The sequence below is a fragment of the Komagataeibacter sp. SM21 genome, from assembly GCF_041402665.1.
Lineage (GTDB): Bacteria > Pseudomonadota > Alphaproteobacteria > Acetobacterales > Acetobacteraceae > Komagataeibacter > Komagataeibacter saccharivorans.
This window is the reverse complement of record NZ_JBGLOV010000001.1, coordinates 369,478-387,749: the sequence shown is the minus strand read 5'-3', so window position 1 is coordinate 387,749 and position 18,272 is coordinate 369,478. Positions and strand designations below refer to the sequence as shown.

At 65.1% G+C, this 18,272-nt stretch carries 14 protein-coding genes; 4 read left to right on the top strand and 10 right to left on the bottom strand.

Annotated features, from left to right (window positions below; genetic code table 11):
* The 6 genes from xdhB to ACBR42_RS01650 all read right to left on the bottom strand — a co-directional run bounded on the left by xdhB (window position 1) and on the right by ACBR42_RS01650 (window position 10,129).
* Complete coding sequence (gene xdhB, locus ACBR42_RS01675) at window positions 1-2,358, bottom strand: xanthine dehydrogenase molybdopterin binding subunit (protein WP_371207126.1); 2,358 nt, start codon at window positions 2,356-2,358, stop codon at window positions 1-3.
* Window positions 2,351-3,850 carry a xanthine dehydrogenase small subunit gene (xdhA, locus tag ACBR42_RS01670; RefSeq protein ID WP_371207125.1) on the bottom strand — a complete coding sequence of 500 codons (1,500 nt, stop codon included), beginning with the start codon at window positions 3,848-3,850 and terminating at the stop codon, window positions 2,351-2,353. The genes xdhB and xdhA overlap by 8 nt, the downstream gene beginning before the upstream one ends.
* Window positions 3,851-4,007: 157 nt before the next feature.
* Entirely contained in the window at window positions 4,008-5,384 is a 1,377-nt protein-coding gene (locus ACBR42_RS01665; protein WP_371207124.1) for an amidohydrolase family protein, read from the bottom strand.
* A gap of 56 nt (window positions 5,385-5,440) precedes the next feature.
* Window positions 5,441-6,937: a Ppx/GppA family phosphatase gene (locus ACBR42_RS01660; RefSeq protein WP_371207123.1), complete on the bottom strand. Its 1,497-nt coding sequence runs from the start codon at window positions 6,935-6,937 to the stop codon at window positions 5,441-5,443.
* Window positions 6,938-6,982: 45 nt separating this feature from the next.
* Window positions 6,983-9,244: an RNA degradosome polyphosphate kinase gene (locus ACBR42_RS01655; RefSeq protein WP_110547094.1), complete on the bottom strand. Its 2,262-nt coding sequence runs from the start codon at window positions 9,242-9,244 to the stop codon at window positions 6,983-6,985.
* Window positions 9,245-9,355: 111 nt separating this feature from the next.
* Window positions 9,356-10,129, bottom strand: coding sequence for a chromosomal replication initiator DnaA (locus ACBR42_RS01650; RefSeq protein ID WP_102324501.1), 774 nt, complete (start codon window positions 10,127-10,129; stop codon window positions 9,356-9,358).
* 137 nt (window positions 10,130-10,266) lie between these two features.
* On the opposite strand from ACBR42_RS01650, the gene purM reads away from it, so the two are divergent.
* Together purM and purN are read left to right on the top strand one after the other, a co-directional pair.
* Window positions 10,267-11,367 (top strand): phosphoribosylformylglycinamidine cyclo-ligase, encoded by a 1,101-nt coding sequence (purM, locus tag ACBR42_RS01645; RefSeq protein ID WP_371207122.1) that lies wholly within the window; start codon window positions 10,267-10,269, stop codon window positions 11,365-11,367.
* A gap of 7 nt (window positions 11,368-11,374) precedes the next feature.
* A complete protein-coding gene (gene purN, locus ACBR42_RS01640) occupies window positions 11,375-11,998 on the top strand; it encodes a phosphoribosylglycinamide formyltransferase (RefSeq protein ID WP_371207163.1) in 624 nt (207 codons plus the stop codon).
* Window positions 11,999-12,090: 92 nt separating this feature from the next.
* On the opposite strand, the gene ndk is transcribed toward purN, so the two are convergent.
* Entirely contained in the window at window positions 12,091-12,513 is a 423-nt protein-coding gene (gene ndk / locus ACBR42_RS01635) for a nucleoside-diphosphate kinase (protein ID WP_102324503.1), read from the bottom strand.
* 161 nt (window positions 12,514-12,674) lie between these two features.
* Here ndk and ACBR42_RS01630 point away from each other — a divergent pair, with 161 nt between their 5' ends.
* A complete protein-coding gene (locus ACBR42_RS01630; RefSeq protein WP_102324504.1) occupies window positions 12,675-14,564 on the top strand; it encodes an ABC-F family ATP-binding cassette domain-containing protein in 1,890 nt (629 codons plus the stop codon).
* A 9-nt stretch (window positions 14,565-14,573) separates the two neighbouring features.
* On the opposite strand, the gene ACBR42_RS01625 is transcribed toward ACBR42_RS01630, so the two are convergent.
* Window positions 14,574-15,773 carry an MFS transporter gene (locus tag ACBR42_RS01625; protein WP_371207162.1) on the bottom strand — a complete coding sequence of 400 codons (1,200 nt, stop codon included), beginning with the start codon at window positions 15,771-15,773 and terminating at the stop codon, window positions 14,574-14,576.
* 215 nt (window positions 15,774-15,988) lie between these two features.
* Between ACBR42_RS01625 and ACBR42_RS01620 the strand changes: the two genes are divergently transcribed.
* The gene (locus tag ACBR42_RS01620; RefSeq protein ID WP_102324505.1) at window positions 15,989-17,113 is read left to right on the top strand and encodes an AI-2E family transporter; all 1,125 of its coding nucleotides are present in this window, start codon (window positions 15,989-15,991) and stop codon (window positions 17,111-17,113) included.
* A gap of 62 nt (window positions 17,114-17,175) precedes the next feature.
* Here the strand turns inward: ACBR42_RS01620 and ACBR42_RS01615 are convergent, their stop codons facing one another.
* Together ACBR42_RS01615 and ACBR42_RS01610 are read right to left on the bottom strand one after the other, a co-directional pair.
* Window positions 17,176-17,760, bottom strand: a complete 585-nt coding sequence (locus ACBR42_RS01615; RefSeq protein ID WP_102324506.1) for an HAD family phosphatase — start codon at window positions 17,758-17,760, stop codon at window positions 17,176-17,178.
* Window positions 17,757-18,260 carry a hypothetical protein gene (locus ACBR42_RS01610; protein ID WP_102324507.1) on the bottom strand — a complete coding sequence of 168 codons (504 nt, stop codon included), beginning with the start codon at window positions 18,258-18,260 and terminating at the stop codon, window positions 17,757-17,759. The genes ACBR42_RS01615 and ACBR42_RS01610 overlap by 4 nt, the downstream gene beginning before the upstream one ends.
* Window positions 18,261-18,272: the final 12 nt, after the last annotated feature.

The window sequence follows — 18,272 nt, the reverse complement described above, 5'->3', positions numbered from 1 at the left end:
TCAGGCAGGCACGCTGCCGTGGCGCATGCGCTCCGCCGTGCGCAGGATCATTTCCGGTGTGGCGGGGGCGTCCAGTCCGGGACAGGTGCGATAGTTATCCAGACTGGCCAGCGCATCGGAAATGGCCATGAACACCGAAACCCCATGCACGAAGGGCGGTTCGCCCACCGCCTTGGACCGGAAAATGGTGTGTTCGCGGTTCGGCGTGTTTTCCAGCAGTTCCACATTGAATATGCGCGGACGATCCGAACAGGCCGGGATCTTGTAGGTGCTGGGCGCATGCGTGCGCAGGCGGCCATTGCGGTCCCATACCAGTTCCTCGCATGTCAGCCAGCCCGCACCCTGCACGAAGCCCCCCTCGATCTGGCCAATGTCCAGCGCCGGGTTAAGCGACTGTCCGGCATCGTGCAGGATATCGACACGCTCGATCTTGGTCTCGCCCGTCAGCAGGTCGATCACGACCTCCGAACAGGCAGCGCCATATGCGAAATAGTAGAAGGGACGACCCTGCCCCGTATCACCGTTCCATGAGATCTTGGGCGTCTTGTAAAACCCGTTGGCCGACATCGACACACGCGCAAAATAGGCCTGCCGTGTCAGATGCGAAAACGCGATGACCTTGCTGCCCACATGCACGCCATCAGGCGCGAAGCGCACCTCGTCCTCGCCCACGTTCCAGTGGGCAGCGGCGAATTCAACCAGCCTGCGCTTGATGCGCCGCACGGCGTCCAGCACCGCCATGCCGTTAAGGTCCGCCCCGCTGGACGCTGCGGTGGCGGATGTATTGGGCACCTTGCCCGTGGTGGTGGCGGTGATGCGGACCTGATCCGTGCCAAGGCCGAATTCCCGCATGGCGACCTGCACCATCTTGGTATGCAGTCCCTGCCCCATTTCGGTGCCGCCATGGTTCACCTGAACCGAGCCATCGGTATAGACGTGAACCAGCGCGCCAGCCTGATTGTAATGGGTGGCGGTAAAGGAGATGCCGAACTTCACCGGCGTCAGCGCGATGCCCCGCCGCAGATAGGGGCTGGCCGCATTGAAAGCCCGCGTGGCCGCGCGCCGCGCCGCGTAATGGCAGCGCCGGGCCAGTTCGGGCACCAGTTCGGCGCTGATCGAGTCCTCGACCACCATGTTATAGGGCGTCACGTTGCGGTCATGCGTGCCGTATACGTTGCGCAGCCGCACTTCCAGCGGATCAAGGCCGGTGGCGAAGGCCACTTCCTCGATCACCCGTTCCGCCGCGACCACGCCCTGCGGGCCGCCAAAACCGCGATAGGCGGTGTTGGACTGCGTATTGGTGCGCAGCGGTTCGGAACGCAGCCGCACATCGGGATAGAAATAGGCGTTATCGGCATGGAACAGGGCACGGTCGATGACCGGGCCGGACAGGTCGGCGGACCAGCCGCAACGCGCGGCCAGCAGCATGTCCACCGCAAGGATGCGCCCTTCATCGGTAAAGCCGACATCGTAATCAATGACGAAATCATGCCGCTTGCCGGTCATCGTCATGTCGTCGTCGCGGTCCAGACGCATCTTGGCCGCGCGTCCGGTCCGGTCCGCCACCAGCGCCGCAAGGCAGGCGCAGGCATTGGCCTGCGTTTCCTTGCCACCGAAGCCGCCGCCCATGCGCCGCACCTCGGTCGTGATGAGGTTGGCGGGACGATCGAGAACATGGGCGATCATGTGCTGGGTTTCGGTCGGATGCTGGGTGGAGGAAATGACGGTCATCTCCCCCTCCTCCCCCGGCGTGGCAAGGGCGATCTGCCCTTCCAGATAGAAATGTTCCTGCCCGCCCACGGTAATACGGCCCGAAAGCCTGCGCGGTGCATGGGCCAGACCGGCCAGCGCGTCGCCACGCTTCATTTCCATTGGCCGCCACACCATCGGGCTACCGGCCGCACGAGCCTGTGCCACGTCCAGTATGGCAGGCAGGTCTTCATATTCCACCTGCGCCAGACGGGCGGCGCGACGGGCAGCACCCCGTGTCGTCGCGGCAACGACAAACAGGGGCTGGCCGTAGAACGACACCAGATCGGACGCCAGCAGCGGTTCATCGCCCTTGCCCACCGGGCTGATCTGGTTATCGCCCGGAATATCGGCGGCGGTATAGACCCCCACCACGCCTTCAGCCTGCCTGACCGCATTCAGGTCCATGGATAGGATGCGGGCATGGGCGCGCGTGCTCAGCCCCGGCACCAGATGCAGCGTGCCGCGGGGTTCGGGCAGGTCGTCGATATAGTTCGCGCTGCCCTGCACATGCATGGCCGCACTTTCATGGCGCAGGCTGCGGGTGGCCCCGCCCGGCACGATACCATCGCCCGCGACGGGCGTGACGAAGCTGTTTCCATCAGCCATGGGCGTGTTCTCCGGCAGCTTTGCAGGCCGTGCGCACACTGATCGGCGCGCGTGCCGCATCCGGCCCGCAATCGGCGTAAAGCCGTGTCAGCAGGTTGGCGGCGACCGTACGGCGGTACCAGTCACTGGCACGCATATCGGTAATGGGGGCAAAATCCTGTGCAATCGCCTGACGGGCGGCTTCCAGCGTGGTTTCATCCCATTTGCGACCCACCAGCGCTGCTTCCGTGCGGCTGGCGCGGCGCGGTGTCGCCGCCATGCCGCCAAATGCCACGCGGGCATTTTCAATGGTGCCATCGGGGGCGATCGTCAGGGAAAACGCGCCAAGGATGGCGGAAATGTCCTGATCGAACCGCTTGGAGATTTTCCATGCCCGGATAACGGTCTGCGGTCCGGGCACGGGAATGCTCACCCCTTCCACAAACTCGCCCGGCGCACGGTCCTGCCTGCCATAATCAATGAAGAAGTCTTCCAGCGCGATGGTGCGCCGCACATCGCCACGACGCAGGTGCAGACGCGCACCCGCCGCGATCAGGACCGGCGGTCCATCACCGATGGGCGATCCGTTGGCGATATTGCCGCATACCGTCCCGGCGTTACGCACCTGCACCGAGCCGATGCGGCGGATGACCTCATCATCCGGCTGGGGCAGTATTTCAGTCAGGGCCGCACGGGCTTCCTGCCACGTTACGGCGGCCCCGATATACAGGGCGTCCGGCCCGCGCTCGATCCGGCGCAGATCGGCAATGCCGCCAATGGGGACGATATGCGGCAGCACGCGCAGCCCCTTTGTCACCCACAGCCCGACATCGGTTGCCCCGGCCACAATGCGCGCATCGGGACTGGCGAGCAGCGTGCTGGCCAGCGCATCGGCAGTGGCCGGAATGGTCAGGCGGCCTGTCGGCCCGCTGATATCGACCGTGGCCCCGTCGCGCAGGCGGCGCAGACGGTCGGCCATGTCCTGCGCCATGGCGTCGAAATGATCGGGACCGGCCTGCATGGCCTGCCGCATGGCGCGCACGATGGGCGCATACCCCGTACAGCGGCACAGGTTGCCCGCCAGCATGTCGTCAATGCCATGTTCGTCCTGCGCCAGCCCGTCTGCCTTGCGCCCGGCCACCATCGACATGACGAAACCCGGCGTGCAGAAGCCGCATTGCGACCCATGCTGGTCCACCATGGCCTGCTGGACCGGGTGCAGGCTGCCATCCGGGGCGCGCATGTCCTCGATCGTCAGTACCTGCGCACCATCCAGCATGGCGACAAACTGGATGCAGGCATTGACCGCCCGCCAGACCAGCCGGTCTCCTTCCAGCCTGACCACGAGTACCGTGCAGGCCCCGCAATCGCCTTCGTTACAGCCTTCCTTGGTGCCGGTCAGGCCACGGTCTTCACGCAGCCAGTCCAGCAGCGTGCGTGTCGGCGCGATATCCGCCAACGTATGATATTCGTTTCCAACATAGAAACGAACGTCGTGTCTGGTCCCCGTCAATTCTGTTCCCTCTAAGCGTGGCCACAGGACTGCCTCACCCCCCTCAAGGCAGACAGCCGGAACAGCCATTTCATGGTGTTATTTATAATATATGGGACCCAGTCTTACATTGTCACCCCGGTTAAAGGGAAGCCAAAAGCCATTACTGTATTGGACCCTATATATTCCCGTCACGTAGCGACAGCCGGCTCGCCTGTCGCATATGCGTGGACAGCGTGGAACGGAAGGCGGGACGCGGCACATAGGCCCCGTATCCGCCACCGGGCTGCACATCACCGTTTTTCCACACCGTCATACCGCCGCGCACCACCTGCACGGCACGACCGCCCAGCATGATCCCGGCATAAAGACTGTCCGCGTCCGGCGGGCATCGTTCCTCCGCCTCCGGGTCCCATAATACCAGATCGGCATCCGCACCGGGCATGATCGCCCCCTTGCGCGGATAGATATTGAAGGCGCGGGCCGGGGCTTCGGCTGTAACGGCCACGAATTCCTCCACCGTCAGCACGCCCGAACGCACGCCATGCTGCCAGACCACGCGCATCCGTTCGGCCAGCCCCGCATCCAGTCCGTCACGTCCGCCGGGGGAAAAGCCGCTGGCCACCATACCCACATTCCCCGATACCAGCGCCCCCCACAGCGCACGGCGATGGGCCATGTCCCTGAATGGCGGAATGGTTATGTAACGCTCATGCCCTGCATCGCCTTCAGGATCATAGACGGCTTCATCAATGACCAGATGGGCGGCCAGCACATGACCTTCCACGCGCTGGCCGCACAACCGGGCACCGGCAAGGGCCGCGACGGACTGGGTCGTGGAAACCGGGCCAACCTGCACCGGCGCGCCGCGCAGTCCGGCCAGCATGATGGCGCGCGCGGTCGCTTCGGCCTCGACCGGTGGCGGGGCGTATAAGGGACAGGCCTCGCTGCCACTGATACCGGCCTGTTCCAGTTCATCACGCAGGCAGGCGATCGCCTGCGCATTCTGCGCCTCGATCAGACTGAGCGCGCCCAGCCCTGCCGCATGACCGGCCAGTTGCAGGATATCGCGATCCTCCCGACCGCGCATCATGGACAGCACGAAGGAATTGACGCCGTGACACGTCACCAGTTCTTCCATGGTGCGGGACACGGACGCCTTATAACCGGGCAGATCCATATGCAGCCCGACATCGGTATGCGCGCCACGGGCCGCATGCCGCCAGTCGCGCCATGCCGCAACCAGATCGCCACCGTCGGGTCGCATCACGTCAAGGATTGTGGTCGTCCCACCCGCCAGCGCTTCAACGGTACGGGCAAAGCCGGCTTCATCCGCACCAATGCCCGTTCGGGGATCGACACCGCCCGGCAGGACCAGCAGGCCACCCGCATCCACCACGGCGCAGCCCGATGGCACCTCCAGATCGGGACCTACGGCAAGGATTTCCCCCACACCGCCGCACAGCACGTCCACGCACAGCGATGCCTGCCCGGTGACCACCGTGCCGCCACGAACCAGCAGCAGGTCGCGCGTGTGTCCGTGTCGTATGCCCATGTTCCGCCTGTCCCGCTGCTACCCGCAATCACACCCCGCCCAAGGGGCGCATCGCTTCAGTGGTCGCGTATCCTGACCGCCATGCCCATCGCATTGCCCAGCCGTTCCAGCCTGCGGCGCACGCTTTCACCCTGCACCACGTCACGCCCCGGCGCGAAATGAAGGGACAGGATGCCCCCTTCACATTCCAGCCGCGTGCCATCCAGCAGTCCCTCGGTCCCGCCGCTTACGGTATAGGCCAGCCGCAACGCCTGCCCCAACACCACGGCGCGGGCAAAATCATCCTGATCGAGCAGTTGGCGCGATGGCTGCAGATAGGCCACCGACAGGTCGGCCCCGTACCGTACTGCAAGCGTCAGCGACAGGAAGGCCCGCGCCTGATGGGTGTACCCCACGCCCTGCATGCGCAGGATACGCAGATAGGTCTGTTCCGCCCGGTATTCGGGGTGGTCATGCGCACCCACATCCGACAGCCAGCATGCAACGCCACGCAGGCGGGCGAAATCTTCGCGTTCGTCCGGGAAAAGCGGGACGGTCCAGTCCGCCAGCCGTTCCGGCAGGGTCATGCTGCGGCCAAGCATGCCGCACATTTCGCGCGCGACCGCGTCCTGCGGGTCATTTCCCGCCACGCTGGCCGCCACATTGCGCATGTACCACCCTTCGCGCAGCCCATCGACGCAGAAGACCAGCCCCGTGGACTGCGTGCGCCGCATGAGCCGACGCAGAACGGTCGCGGCGAAAGGCGCATCTTCCAGCCGTTTACGCGGCACGCCCGGCAGGCGTTCAAGCGAACGCTTGCCCGCGCTGATGATCCAGTCCGCCATCTCCCGCGCCGTATCCGGCCCAAGATGGTAGAGATGCACGATATTGAGCGGATAGGCCGTGCGCACGATCTGCATGCGCGCCAGCGCGCGGAAAGCGCCGCCCACCAGATACAGGTTCTGCCCCTTCACCTCATCCAGCCAGTCCACGCCCGACAGGTCTTCATCCGTCAGCGCGCGGGCACGGGCCAGATCGCCATCGGCCCGTTCATTCAGCCGGATCACCCCCAGCGGCAGGGTGCAGGCATCAAGCTTGCGCCCATTTTCCAGCCGGATCAGTTCCAGCGACCCCCCGCCGATATCCGCGACCAGCCCATTGGCGTCCGGTATGCCGCACAGCACGCCGGTAGCGGAATAATCGGCTTCCTCCTCCCCGCTCAGTATGCGGATCGGCACGCCGGGCAGGCGCGATTTCAGGCCCGCCACGAATTCCGGCCCGTTGCTGGCATCGCGCACGGCGGCTGTGGCCAGCACCTCGAACGGGCTTGCTTCCATCCCGCGCGCGATGGCGTTGAAGCGGGCCATGACTTCCATCGCCAGTGGCAGAGCCTCTTCATTCAGCCTCCCCGTAGCATTCAGGCCGCGCCCGAGCCGCAACACCACCTTTTCATTGAAGATGGGCATCGGGTTGCGTGAGATACCATCAAACACCACAAGCCGGACGGAGTTAGATCCAAGATCTATGACCGCCGAACGGCGGAAACCCCCACCGCCCGTCACATCCAGCCCCATACATTGCCCGCCCGTGCCGCCATGACCGCGCCCATACCGTAATCCTCAGTCCTCAATAGTCTGTTCCGCATGCCAGGGCTGGGAGGCACTGACCCGGATCGGGGCCTCGCCCCCTGCCTTGCCGCGCCCCGGATAGGACGGGTGCTCCATGAAATACTCATGCGATGAAAACGGCCTGCGTCCCGGCTCCAGCCGACGCCACACCCCGTTGCGCTGCAGTATCCATGACTGAAGGTTGTCCTTAAGGTCGATCATCATGATCTGGTCAAGCACGCGGGCATGAATCTGCGGGTCAAGCATGGGCACCATGCTTTCAACCCGCCAGTCCATGTTGCGCTGCATCCAGTCCGCCGAGGATATGTACAGCTTCGCATGTTTGGACGGAAGCCGATGGCCGTCGCCAAAGGCATAGATGCGGGCATGTTCCAGAAAACGCCCCACGATCGACTTGACCTTGATATTTTCCGACAGCCCCGGAACGCCAGGCCGCAGGCAGCAGATGCCGCGCACCACCGCCGTAATCCGCACCCCCGCGCATGACGCGGCATAGAGCCGGTCGATCAGGTCGGGATCAACCAGCGAATTCATCTTGAGCCAGATCTGGCCCGGCCTGCCCGCCTGCACATGGGCGATCTCGCCCGCGATCAGGTCTTCCAGCGTGCGGCGGATGGTTACGGGCGAAAACGCGATCGCCTCCATCTTCGCGGGCATGGCGTAGCCGGTCATATAGTTGAACAGCCGCGCCGAATCGCGCGCCAGTTCCGGGTTGCACGTGAAGAACGACAGGTCGGTATAGATACGCGCGGTGATCGGGTGATAATTGCCCGTGCCGAAATGGGCGTACGACCGCAGCGCCGCCCCTTCACGCCGCACCACAAGGCTGAGCTTGGCATGGGTCTTGAGGTCGGAGAAGCCGAACACGACCTGCACTCCCGCGGCTTCCAGCGCGCGGGCAAGGCGGATATTGGCTTCCTCATCAAACCGGGCGCGCAGTTCGACCATGGCGGTCACGGCCTTGCCCGCTTCCGCCGCCTCGATCAGCGCCTTCACGATGGGACTGTCGCGCGACGTGCGGTACAGCGTCTGCTTGATCGCCACCACGGCGGGGTCAAGCGCTGCCTGCCGCAGGAACTGCACCACCACATCGAAGCTTTCGAATGGATGGTGAACGATCATGTCCCGCGCACGGATGGCGGCAAAGCAGTCGCCCCCGCAATCGACGATCCGTTCGGGAAAACGCGGGGTATAGGGCGGGAACAGCAGGTCGGGCCGGTCATCGACAATAAGCTGCTTGAGGTCCACCACCCCGATCAGCCCTGACTGGACGAACACCTCATCCGGCGGCGGGCCAAGCCCCTCGGCCATGGAGCGGGCAAGATCCTCGGGCATGCGGGATTCGATGTCGAGATGGATCACCACGCCACGCCTGCGCCGCTTGAGGGCGGATTCGTAGGAGCGCACAAGATCCTCGGCCTCGTCCTCGAACTCGACATCCGTATCGCGCACCACGCGCATCACACCCCATTCCCCCGCCACAAGACCGGGGAACAGATGGCCGATGCACATGACGATCAGGCGTTCAAGCAGGATGAAGCGCGTCTTGCCCGGCGGGGACAGGCCTGCGGGCAGGCGGATGAAACGCTCGATCCGCGCGGGCAGCAGGATCAGCGCCTCCATCACGAACTGGCCGGTCTCGGCGTTCATGAGCCGCAGGGCCTGCGCGATGCCCATATTCGGCAGGAAGGGCAGCGGATGGGCGGGATCTATCGCAAGGGGCGTGATGACGGGGAAAACACGCTCCATGAAGCAGTTTTCCAGCCACGCCTGTTCTTCCGCCGTGAACGAGACCTCATCACACAGGACAATACCCGCCGCTTCCAGTTCACGCTGGAGGTCGCGCCAGATACGCTGCTGTTCCTGCAACAGCCGCCCGGTGCGCTCCCGCACGGCGGAAAGCTGCTGCTGGGGCGTCATCCCGTCGGGCGAGGTCTTGAGCAGCCCTTCGCGCACCTGTCCCACCAGACCGGCCACACGCACGGAATAGAATTCATCCAGATTGCTGGCGCTGATCGACAGGAAGCGCACCCGTTCCAGCAGCGGGTTGCGGGGGTTGTCGGCCTCGTCCACCACGCGCTGGTTGAAATCCAGCCAGGACAGTTCGCGGTTTATGAACCGCGCGGGCGACGTGGCGTCCGGCAGGGGTTCCGCCGGTTCGCGCAACGCGACCTGTCGCCCTGTTGCGACACGCCGCCGGACACGCGGCGCCTTTGCTGCGGGGGTGGAAGGGTTACGTGGCGATCTGGCCAATTGTCTCGCTCTCCCGCTTGGGTGGCACTCTTATGATTATGTCCGACTCTAGGCCAGCAGCACACGCCTTGACCAGAGCCAGTGCGGCAGGCCGTCTGGATCAGGGACCATTCAGGCTTCGGGTTCGGATTCCTTCCCCTCCGCCATCATTGTCCCCACCAGCATGTCCGCCAGCGCACGGGTGGCAAGGGCGCGCGTGACCCGCCCCCCATCGGCAAGGGCGGCATGATCCAGCCTGCGCACGGCTTCCTGCATGGCAAGGGCGGTACGCGGCAGGCGGCGCAGAAGCCACTCGACCACCGGCTGCGATACGACAATCTGGCGTTCCGCCAGCAGCCGCAGCAGCAGCACCCGCAGCAGCCCGTCACCGGGCTGGCGTATGGCCACGGCCATGGTCGCGCGCAGGCGGCTGGCAAGATCCGGCAGCACGACCGGCCAGCGCGCAGGCGGTTCACGCCCGCCCATCAACAGGGCGATACCGTGTTCACGGGCGGTATTGAGCAGGTGCAGCAGCGCCCGTTCATCCGTGCAGCAGTCGGCCCCGTCCAGCACGATGGCCATAACCGGCGCGTGGCCACCCGCGCCAAACAGCGCGGCGACATGCCCGTGCGACAGGCTGGGCCCCTGCAACAGCAGCGCATCGTGCATCTGCGCCCATATTTCCAGCATGTGGGTCTTGCCCGTGCCTGCCGCCCCCCACAGGGCCAGCCTGCGGTCCGGCCACGGGGTGGGACCAAGCAGCCAGCTTCGCGCAGCGGCGTTGGAGGCAGAAAAGACGAAATCATCCGCAGCGAATCGGGGCGTGTGGGCAAACGGCAACACCAGTTGCCCGATCGCGCCGCCAAGCGCGTTTTCATCCGTTTTCAGCTTCGTGCGCTCAACCACCGCTTTGTGCGTTGCCCCGCCTTGACGTAAAGAAAGCCGGAAGTCCGTTCGATCCCCGGTTCCGTGCTGCGGTTTCCATAGCCTGCCTGCGGGAGTCCGGGGAAGTGATAGTTTGATTACGAAAAAAGGCCCGCCGCATGACGTCCGCCCCCCGCCCGCCTGCCTCCCCCGCCGATACAGCACCCGGCGCCACCTACCGCGATGCCGGTGTGGACATTGCCGCGGGTGACGCGCTTGTCGAAGTCATCAAGCCTGCCGCCCGCGCGACGGACCGCCCCGGCACGATGGGTGGCCTTGGCGGGTTCGGCGCGCTGTTTGACCTGAAGGCCGCCGGTTTTTCCGATCCCATCCTTGTGTCATGCACCGATGGCGTGGGCACCAAGCTCATGATCGCCATCGAAAGCGGACTGCATGAAACGGTGGGCATCGATCTGGTCGCCATGTGCGTGAACGATCTGGTGGTGCAGGGCGCGACCCCCCTGTTCTTTCTGGACTATTTCGCAACGGGCAGGCTGTCGATTGACGATGCGGCGAAGGTGGTGCGTGGCATCGCAAAGGGCTGCGCCGATTCCGGCTGCGCGCTGGTTGGTGGCGAAACGGCGGAAATGCCGGGCATGTACGCCCCCGGCCACTATGACCTGGCCGGTTTTTCAGTTGGCGCGGCGGAGCGCACGGCGCTGCTGCCGGGCAGCATCCAGCCCGGTGACACGCTGATCGGCCTGCCCTCGGCTGGCGTGCATTCCAACGGCTTCTCGCTGGTGCGCAACATTGTCACCCGCAGTGGGCTGGCATGGGATGCGCCCTGCCCCTTCGCGGATGGCCAGACACTGGGCGAGGCCCTGATGACGCCCACGACCCTGTATGTGCATCAGGTTCTGGACCTGCACCATGCCGGACTGCTGGTGGGGGCGGCGCACATCACCGGCGGTGGTCTGCCGGGCAACCTGCCCCGCGTGCTGCCCAAGGGCACGCGCGCCGTCATTGATGGGTCCGCATGGCCGATCCCGCCCGTGTTCAAGTGGCTGGCCAGCACCGGCAATGTCACGACCGAGGAAATGCTGCGCGTATTCAACTGCGGCATCGGCATGGTGCTGGTCGTGCGCGACAGCGCGGCAGCCCTTGCCCGTCTGGCCGAACGCGGACAGCAGGCCTTCGTCATCGGGTCCATCGCGCAGGGCGAAACCCCGGACGCCCCGGCCACGCTGGCCTTCGACAGCCTGCCCGGACTGCGTGACTGAACCCGTGGTGACGCACAAGAAACCGATCGCGATCCTGATCAGCGGACGCGGCAGCAATATGCGCGCGCTGATCGAATCGTGCGCACAACCGGACTATCCCGCCCGGATCGCCCTTGTCCTGTCCAACAATCCCGACGCGCCGGGACTGGACGTGGCGCGCGAAGCCGGACTTGCAGCCCACGCCATCGACCACCGCCCCTATGGCCGGGACCGGGAGGCGCATGAGCGCGCGCTGGACGCGGCGCTGCGCGCGGCAGGCGTGGAATATATCTGCCTTGCGGGCTACATGCGGCTGCTTACCCCGTTCCTGACCAGTGCATGGGCGGACCGGATGCTCAACATCCATCCCAGCCTGCTGCCAGCCTTCCCCGGCCTGCATACGCATGAACGCGCGCTGGAAAACGGCACGCGCATTCATGGCTGCACGGTCCACTGGGTAACGCAGGGCATGGATGAAGGCCCCGTCATCGGGCAGGCAGCCGTGCCCGTTCTGGACGACGACACGCCCGACACGCTGGCCGCGCGCGTATTACGGCAGGAACACAGGCTGTACCCGGCCGCCCTGCTGCGCGTGCTGGACCCCACGGGCGCGCCCGTGCCGGATGCCACGGCCAGCCTGCTGTCCGTATAAGGCCGGAACCATCCGGGCATGAAAAAAGCCGGCCCACAGGCCGGCTTTTACATGGGCAGGGCAGAACCCCGCATCCTTCCGGTCCGTAAGGATCAGGGCAGGATTTCGGTGCCGGCGAAGAAGAACGCGATTTCGTTCTTCGCGTTTTCAAGGCTGTCCGAACCATGGACGGAGTTCGCTTCGATGCTTTCGGCGAACTGCGCGCGGATGGTGTTGGCTTCGGCCTTCTTGGGGTCGGTCGCACCCATCACTTCGCGGTTCTTCAGGACAGCGTTCTCACCTTCGAGAACCTGCACCACGACCGGGCCGGATACCATGAAGGACACCAGGTCGTTGTAGAACGGGCGTTCCTTGTGCACTTCATAGAACGCGCCAGCGGTTGCGGGCGTGAGCTGGATGCGCTTCTGGGCGACGATGCGCAGGCCGTTGTCTTCAAACACGGCATTGATCTTGCCGGTCAGGTTGCGACGGGTTGCATCGGGCTTGATGATGGAGAGGGTACGTTCAACTGCCATGGGACAGCTCCTTTCAAACAGGTGATGGAATATAACGAGACGGCATCGGTCATAAACCGCCATCGCCTTACAAGCGCCATCTAGAGCATATCGCCGCGGACTGGTAGGTACAACCCGCACGAAACCAGCCATGTCCCCCATATTGCCGGAGTTTTCCGCCCGTGAGCCTGCTCGTCATATCCGACCTGACCCTGCGCATTGCAGGGCGCACCCTGCTTGATGGCGCAAGCCTGAGCATCGATCCGGGGCGCAAGATCGGCCTTGTGGGCCGTAACGGGGCGGGCAAATCGACATTGCTGGCCGCGATCGCGGGCGACATTGCGCCCGATGGGGGCAGCATCCACATGTCGGCGCGCGCACGCATGGCGCGCATCCGGCAAGAAGCGCCCACGGGCTACGGCTCCCTGCTGGAAACCGTGCTGGCGGGCGATACCGAACGCACGGAACTGCTGGCCGAATCCGAAACCTGCGCCGATCCTGCCCGCGTGGCCGATATTCATGAACGCCTGCTGGCGATCGACGCGCACAGCGCACCCGCACGGGCGGCGGCCATCCTGTCGGGTCTGGGATTTGACGCGGCGGCACAGGCGCGGCCCGTATCGGATTTTTCGGGCGGGTGGCGCATGCGCGTGGCGCTGGCAACCGCGCTGTTCCTCAATCCCGACCTGCTTCTGCTGGATGAGCCGACCAACCACCTCGACCTTGAAGCCACGATCTGGCTGGAAAACTGGCTGGCGCGGTTTTCGGGGGCAGCGCTGATTGTCAGTCATGACCGGGGGCTGCTGGACCGCGCGGTGGACGCCATCGCCCATCTGGATCACGGCAAGCTGACGCTGACACCCGGCGGTTACGAGGAATTCGTGCGCATCCGCACCGAACAGGCCCTGCAGCAGGCCCGCATGGCTGAACGCATCAATGCAAAACGGGCGCATATGCAGTCCTTTGTAGACCGTTTCCGCGCCAAGGCCACCAAGGCCCGTCAGGCACAGGCACGGCTGAAGGCGTTGCAGAAGCTGCCGCAGATCGACAGCGTGATCGAGGACGCGCCCAGCCAGTTTTCCTTTCCCGAACCCTCCGCCCTGCCGCCGCCCATGCTGACCATGGACCGGGTTTCCGCCGGGTATGGGGACCATACCATCCTGTCGCACCTGTCCCTGCGCATCGACATGGAAGACCGGATCGCCCTGCTGGGCGCGAACGGCAACGGCAAATCCACCTTCGCCAAGCTGGTGGCGGGGCGGCTGGAGCCGCAATCGGGCACGATCCAGCACAGCCCGAAGCTGAAAGTCGGCTATTTCGCCCAGCACCAGGCCGAGGAACTGCGCCCCGACGAAACCCCGGTGGACCACATGGCCCGCGCCCTGCCCGGCGCCGCCCCTTCCGCCGTGCGTGCGCAGCTTGCCCGCTTCGGGCTGGATGCGGAACGGGCCGATACCGTAACGCGCGACCTGTCGGGCGGCGAAAAGGCGCGCCTGCTGCTGGCGCTGGCGACACGCGACGCGCCGCATCTGCTCATACTGGATGAACCGACCAACCATCTGGACCTTGACGCACGCGATGCGCTGATCCGCGCGCTGGCGGAATTCGAAGGCGCCGTCCTGCTGATCAGCCATGATCCGCATCTGGTGGAACTGGTGGCCGACCGGCTGTGGCTGGTGGGAGATGGCACGGTGCGCCCGTTTGATGGCGACATGGCGGAATACCGCACATGGCTTACGGAACGCGCGCGCGCCGCCTCCCAGAGCGATCCGTCACGCCCGGCGGCGGCCCCCAAACGCGATGACCGCCGTGAGCGTGCCGAAGCCCGCAAGGCGCTGGCCCCGCTACGCAAGCGAATCCGCGATGCGGAACAGCTTATGGCCCGACTGGTGGCCGAGCGTACCAAGCTGGAAACCCGTCTGGCGGACCCGGCCCTGTATGAAGGCGGCAAGGCCGATGAGGTCACGGCCCTGAACACCCGCCTTGCCGCCATCGCACGCGAACACGACAAGGCGGAAGAAGACTGGCTGGAAGCCGAAACCGAGATGGAAGAAGCCGCAAGCGCTGACTGAACGCGGGCGTCAGGCGGGCATGTGGCGGCGTTCCAGCCGCTGCGCCACCAGCGCCAGCATAAAGACGGCCAGCCCGGCTGCCGAAAGACACGCCCCGGCCCAGCCCACCGACTGCGCGCCGTAACCGGCGGCGATCACCGCCCCGCCCAGCCACGCGCCAAACGCATTGGCGATATTGACCGCGGAATGGTTAAGGGCCGCGGCCAGAACCTGCGCATTGCCCGTCACATCCATAAGGCGCGTCTGAAGCGCGGGCAGCAGCGCGATGATGCCTCCCATGAGGCTGATGACCAGCAGGATCAGCCCAGGATTGCCCGCGCAGATGGGAAACAGGCACGACATGAGCGTGCTGCCCGCCAGCGTCACGACCACCGCGCGCGCGGGACTGACATCCACCAGCCGCGCGCCCGCCATGTTGCCCGCCACCATGCCCACGCCCCATAGCGACTGCGCCAGCGGCACGACCCAGACAGGGGCGTGCGTGACCGTCAGCAGCACTTCGGACATGTAGGTGCCTACGCAGAACATTCCCCCGAAACCGATCGCGCCGGTCGCCAGCGTAAACCACACCTGCGGACGCCCCAGTGCGCCCAGTTCCCGCAGGGGCGCGCTGGACGGTTCCGCCGCCACTTCGGGCACATTGCGCGCGATCAGGCCAAGGGCCAGCACACTCATAATCGTGATGACCCCGTACATCATGCGCCAGCCCAGCAACTGCCCGCCCCATGTGGTCAGCGGTACGCCCACGACATGCGCCACGGTCAGGCCGACAAACACGCCCGCCACCGCCCGCCCGCGGCGGCCCGGTTCCACCATGGCGGCCATGACCAGTGCGGCCACACCATAGAAGGCCCCGTGCGGCAGGCCCGTCAGGAACCGCGCATAGAACAGCGACCGGTATCCCGGCGACAGGACCGACGCGGCATTGCCCACCACGAACAGGGCCTGCAGCACCAGCAGCAGCCTGCGCCGCGACAGGCCCGCGCCGATAATGGTGATAAGGGGCGCCCCCACCACGACGCCCAGCGCATAGGCGCTGATGACGTGCCCGGCCACCGGCACCGATACGCCAAGCGAACGCGCAACGCCGGGCAGGACGGCCATAAGCGCGAATTCCCCCGTGCCGATGGTGAACGTCGCCACCGCCAGCGCAAGTTCGGCCGCCCCCACGCGCCCGCGACCGGCCGGGAGGGAGGGAAGAATGTTCAGGCTACGCACATCTCGACCCTTTCCCGGCGGGATGGAATGGCTTACGGCTTAGCGTATCAGTGCCGCAGCGGTCCTGTACACACAATGCCGCAAATCCGGCATCACCTTATGGAAATCCGGTTCGACCTTCCTGCCTTCCAATACGTTATGCCGGTCAGACCCCGCCGGGTTTTACATCCTGCGGGACCTGTGCCGCCCACCCTACGGACATATTGATGACAGCCTCTCCCCCACCGGCTTCTTCCCAGCACACCACACATCATGAACACGAACAGGCGAAAGACAGCGTGACCGATCCCCGCGCCGTCCAGCTTGCCCGCATTTTCAGCCTGCTACGCCTGGCCATCGTCGTTACCGTCGTGGTCGTGCTGATCTGGCTGGTGGGCGACGTGCTGATGGTCATCTTCGCCGCCACGCTGGTGGCCGTCATCCTGCATAACCTTGCCGGTATCGTGGAACGGCATACGCGCCTGCCCTACTGGCTGGCGCTGACAGCGGTGGTGGTCGTGCTGATCGCTGCCCTGACCGCACTGATATGGAGCAGTGGCCCCGAAATATCGGAACAGGCGGTCAAGCTGCGCACCGCCCTGAGTGAACAGGCCCACAGCCTGCGCGACCGGATGGGCAATTCCTCCATCGGGCGGATGATCCTTGATAACCTGCCCTCCTCCCTTGGCGGGAACGAGCCGTCCTCGGGCGGCAGCGGCTTCGGTTCGCTGGCGGGGTCCATGACGGGATTCGTGTCCTCCGCCTTCGGTGCGGCGGGCACGCTGGCGGTCATCCTGATCGCGGGGCTGTATTTCGCCATCTCGCCCGAACTCTATGTCAACGGCATGCTGCGGCTGGTCCCGCATGAATACCGCAAGACATCACGCGACCTGCTGCTGACGGCGGGGCGCACCCTGTGGGCATGGACGGCGGGACAGGCGCTGGACATGACGGTGGTGGGGCTGCTGTCCTTTATCGGGCTGTGGTGCATCGGCGTGCCACTGGCCCTTGCGCTGGGGGTGGTGGCGGGACTGGCCAACTTCATCCCCTATATCGGCGCGTTCGTAGGCGCCGTGCCTGCCGTGCTGATCGCCCTGTCGCAGGGCACACGCGAAGGGTTCATGGTCATGGGCCTGTATGCCGCGATCCAGTTTTTCGAAGGCAATGTGATGGCCCCCCTGATCCAGCGCCACGCGGTGCAGATGCCGCCGGGGCTGACCATCCTGTCCCAGACGATCTTCGGCACCATTCTGGGCGTGCCGGGCCTTATCCTGGCCTCTCCGCTGACTGCCGCCCTTCTGGCCACGGCGGACCGCGCCACGCCCAAGCTTGAAGATGACGAACGCGTCTGAACGCAAAAGGGGCGGGAGAATATCCTCCCGCCCCCGTCCGGCCTGAATGGATCATCCCCTGCTCAGGGCAGGAGCGTATTTACATCGACATGGGGCATGCCGGCCCGGCCTGCCGCCTGCATGCCTTCGCGGCTGTCCTCGAATACAAGGCAGGCTGCGGGATCAACTTCCAGCCTGCCCGCGGCCAGAAGGAACATGTCCGGTGCGGGCTTGGGGTTCGCCACATCGTCAATGGTGACGATGACGTCAAACAGTCGCTCAAGCCCCAGATGGCGCAGGCAGGCCGACACCATCTGCCGTGACCCGTTCGACGCCACCGCCATGGGCAGGCGGCCATGATACTGCCGTGCAATATCCGTCACGACCGTGATTTCACGTAATACATGCAGCTTTTTCAGCATGCCTTCCCGCGCGCGGGTGATGATGGTGTCACGGTTCACGCTGCGGCCCAGGCGATGTTCGACAATATCGAGCACCATCTGTTCCGATATGCCGCCATGGCCGTGAAACCATTCCAAGGGCACGCTCTGGCGGATTTCGTCCTCCAGCGCCGCAATCCACCCTTCACGATACAGGGGCAGGCTGTCGACGAGGGTACCGTCACAGTCGAAGATCAGCCCCGCCGTACCCTCGCGCACCAGTCTCATGGAAAAGCGGACCGGGGATAGTCGTACTGGTTCACAAGGTCACGCAGCACCCCGAAATCCCTGTCACTGAAATGATGGACACGGATGACCGCACCGGGCCGTGACTCCACGAATACGGTGTTGTTCCAGTCAGCCGCGCTGATACCGGTCCACAGCGTGATACGGTATGGCTCCGCTGGCTGGTGGGCGCCTGCCCCGGCCTGCTGGTCGTGCGCGTCGGGCGCCACCTGCATCATCAGCACGGCGTCCCCCGTCGAAGGCGGGGTCTGGCCCAGCGGCCCCCAGCCTGCGGTATGACCCTGCAACCAGTCATTGAACGTGTGGACCTGGGCTGCCGTCAGCGTGCGTTCCGCGCGCATGGGACCGACGGCAATGGTGCCCGATTCCATGGTGGGGAAGCTCAGTGGCCGGAAATTGGGCATGGCCATGTACCACAACCCTGCTGACGTACCGATCGTGATAAACAGGAACCCGATCAGCAGGACTGTCTCGCGTTTCATTTGCGTATGTTC

Bases quoted from the DNA above. Each gene is read 5' to 3' on its own strand.
- ACBR42_RS01660 (WP_371207123.1), bottom strand. From the start codon at position 6,937: ATGGGGCTGGATGTGACGGGCGGTGGGGGTTTCCGCCGTTCGGCGGTC.
- ACBR42_RS01610 (WP_102324507.1), bottom strand. From the start codon at position 18,260: ATGAAACGCGAGACAGTCCTGCTGATCGGGTTCCTGTTTATCACGATC.
- ACBR42_RS01615 (WP_102324506.1), bottom strand. From the start codon at position 17,760: ATGAGACTGGTGCGCGAGGGTACGGCGGGGCTGATCTTCGACTGTGAC.
- ACBR42_RS01665 (WP_371207124.1), bottom strand. From the start codon at position 5,384: ATGGGCATACGACACGGACACACGCGCGACCTGCTGCTGGTTCGTGGC.
- purM (WP_371207122.1), top strand. From the start codon at position 10,267: ATGACGTCCGCCCCCCGCCCGCCTGCCTCCCCCGCCGATACAGCACCC.
- xdhB (WP_371207126.1), bottom strand. From the start codon at position 2,358: ATGGCTGATGGAAACAGCTTCGTCACGCCCGTCGCGGGCGATGGTATC.
- ndk (WP_102324503.1), bottom strand. From the start codon at position 12,513: ATGGCAGTTGAACGTACCCTCTCCATCATCAAGCCCGATGCAACCCGT.
- ACBR42_RS01620 (WP_102324505.1), top strand. From the start codon at position 15,989: ATGACAGCCTCTCCCCCACCGGCTTCTTCCCAGCACACCACACATCAT.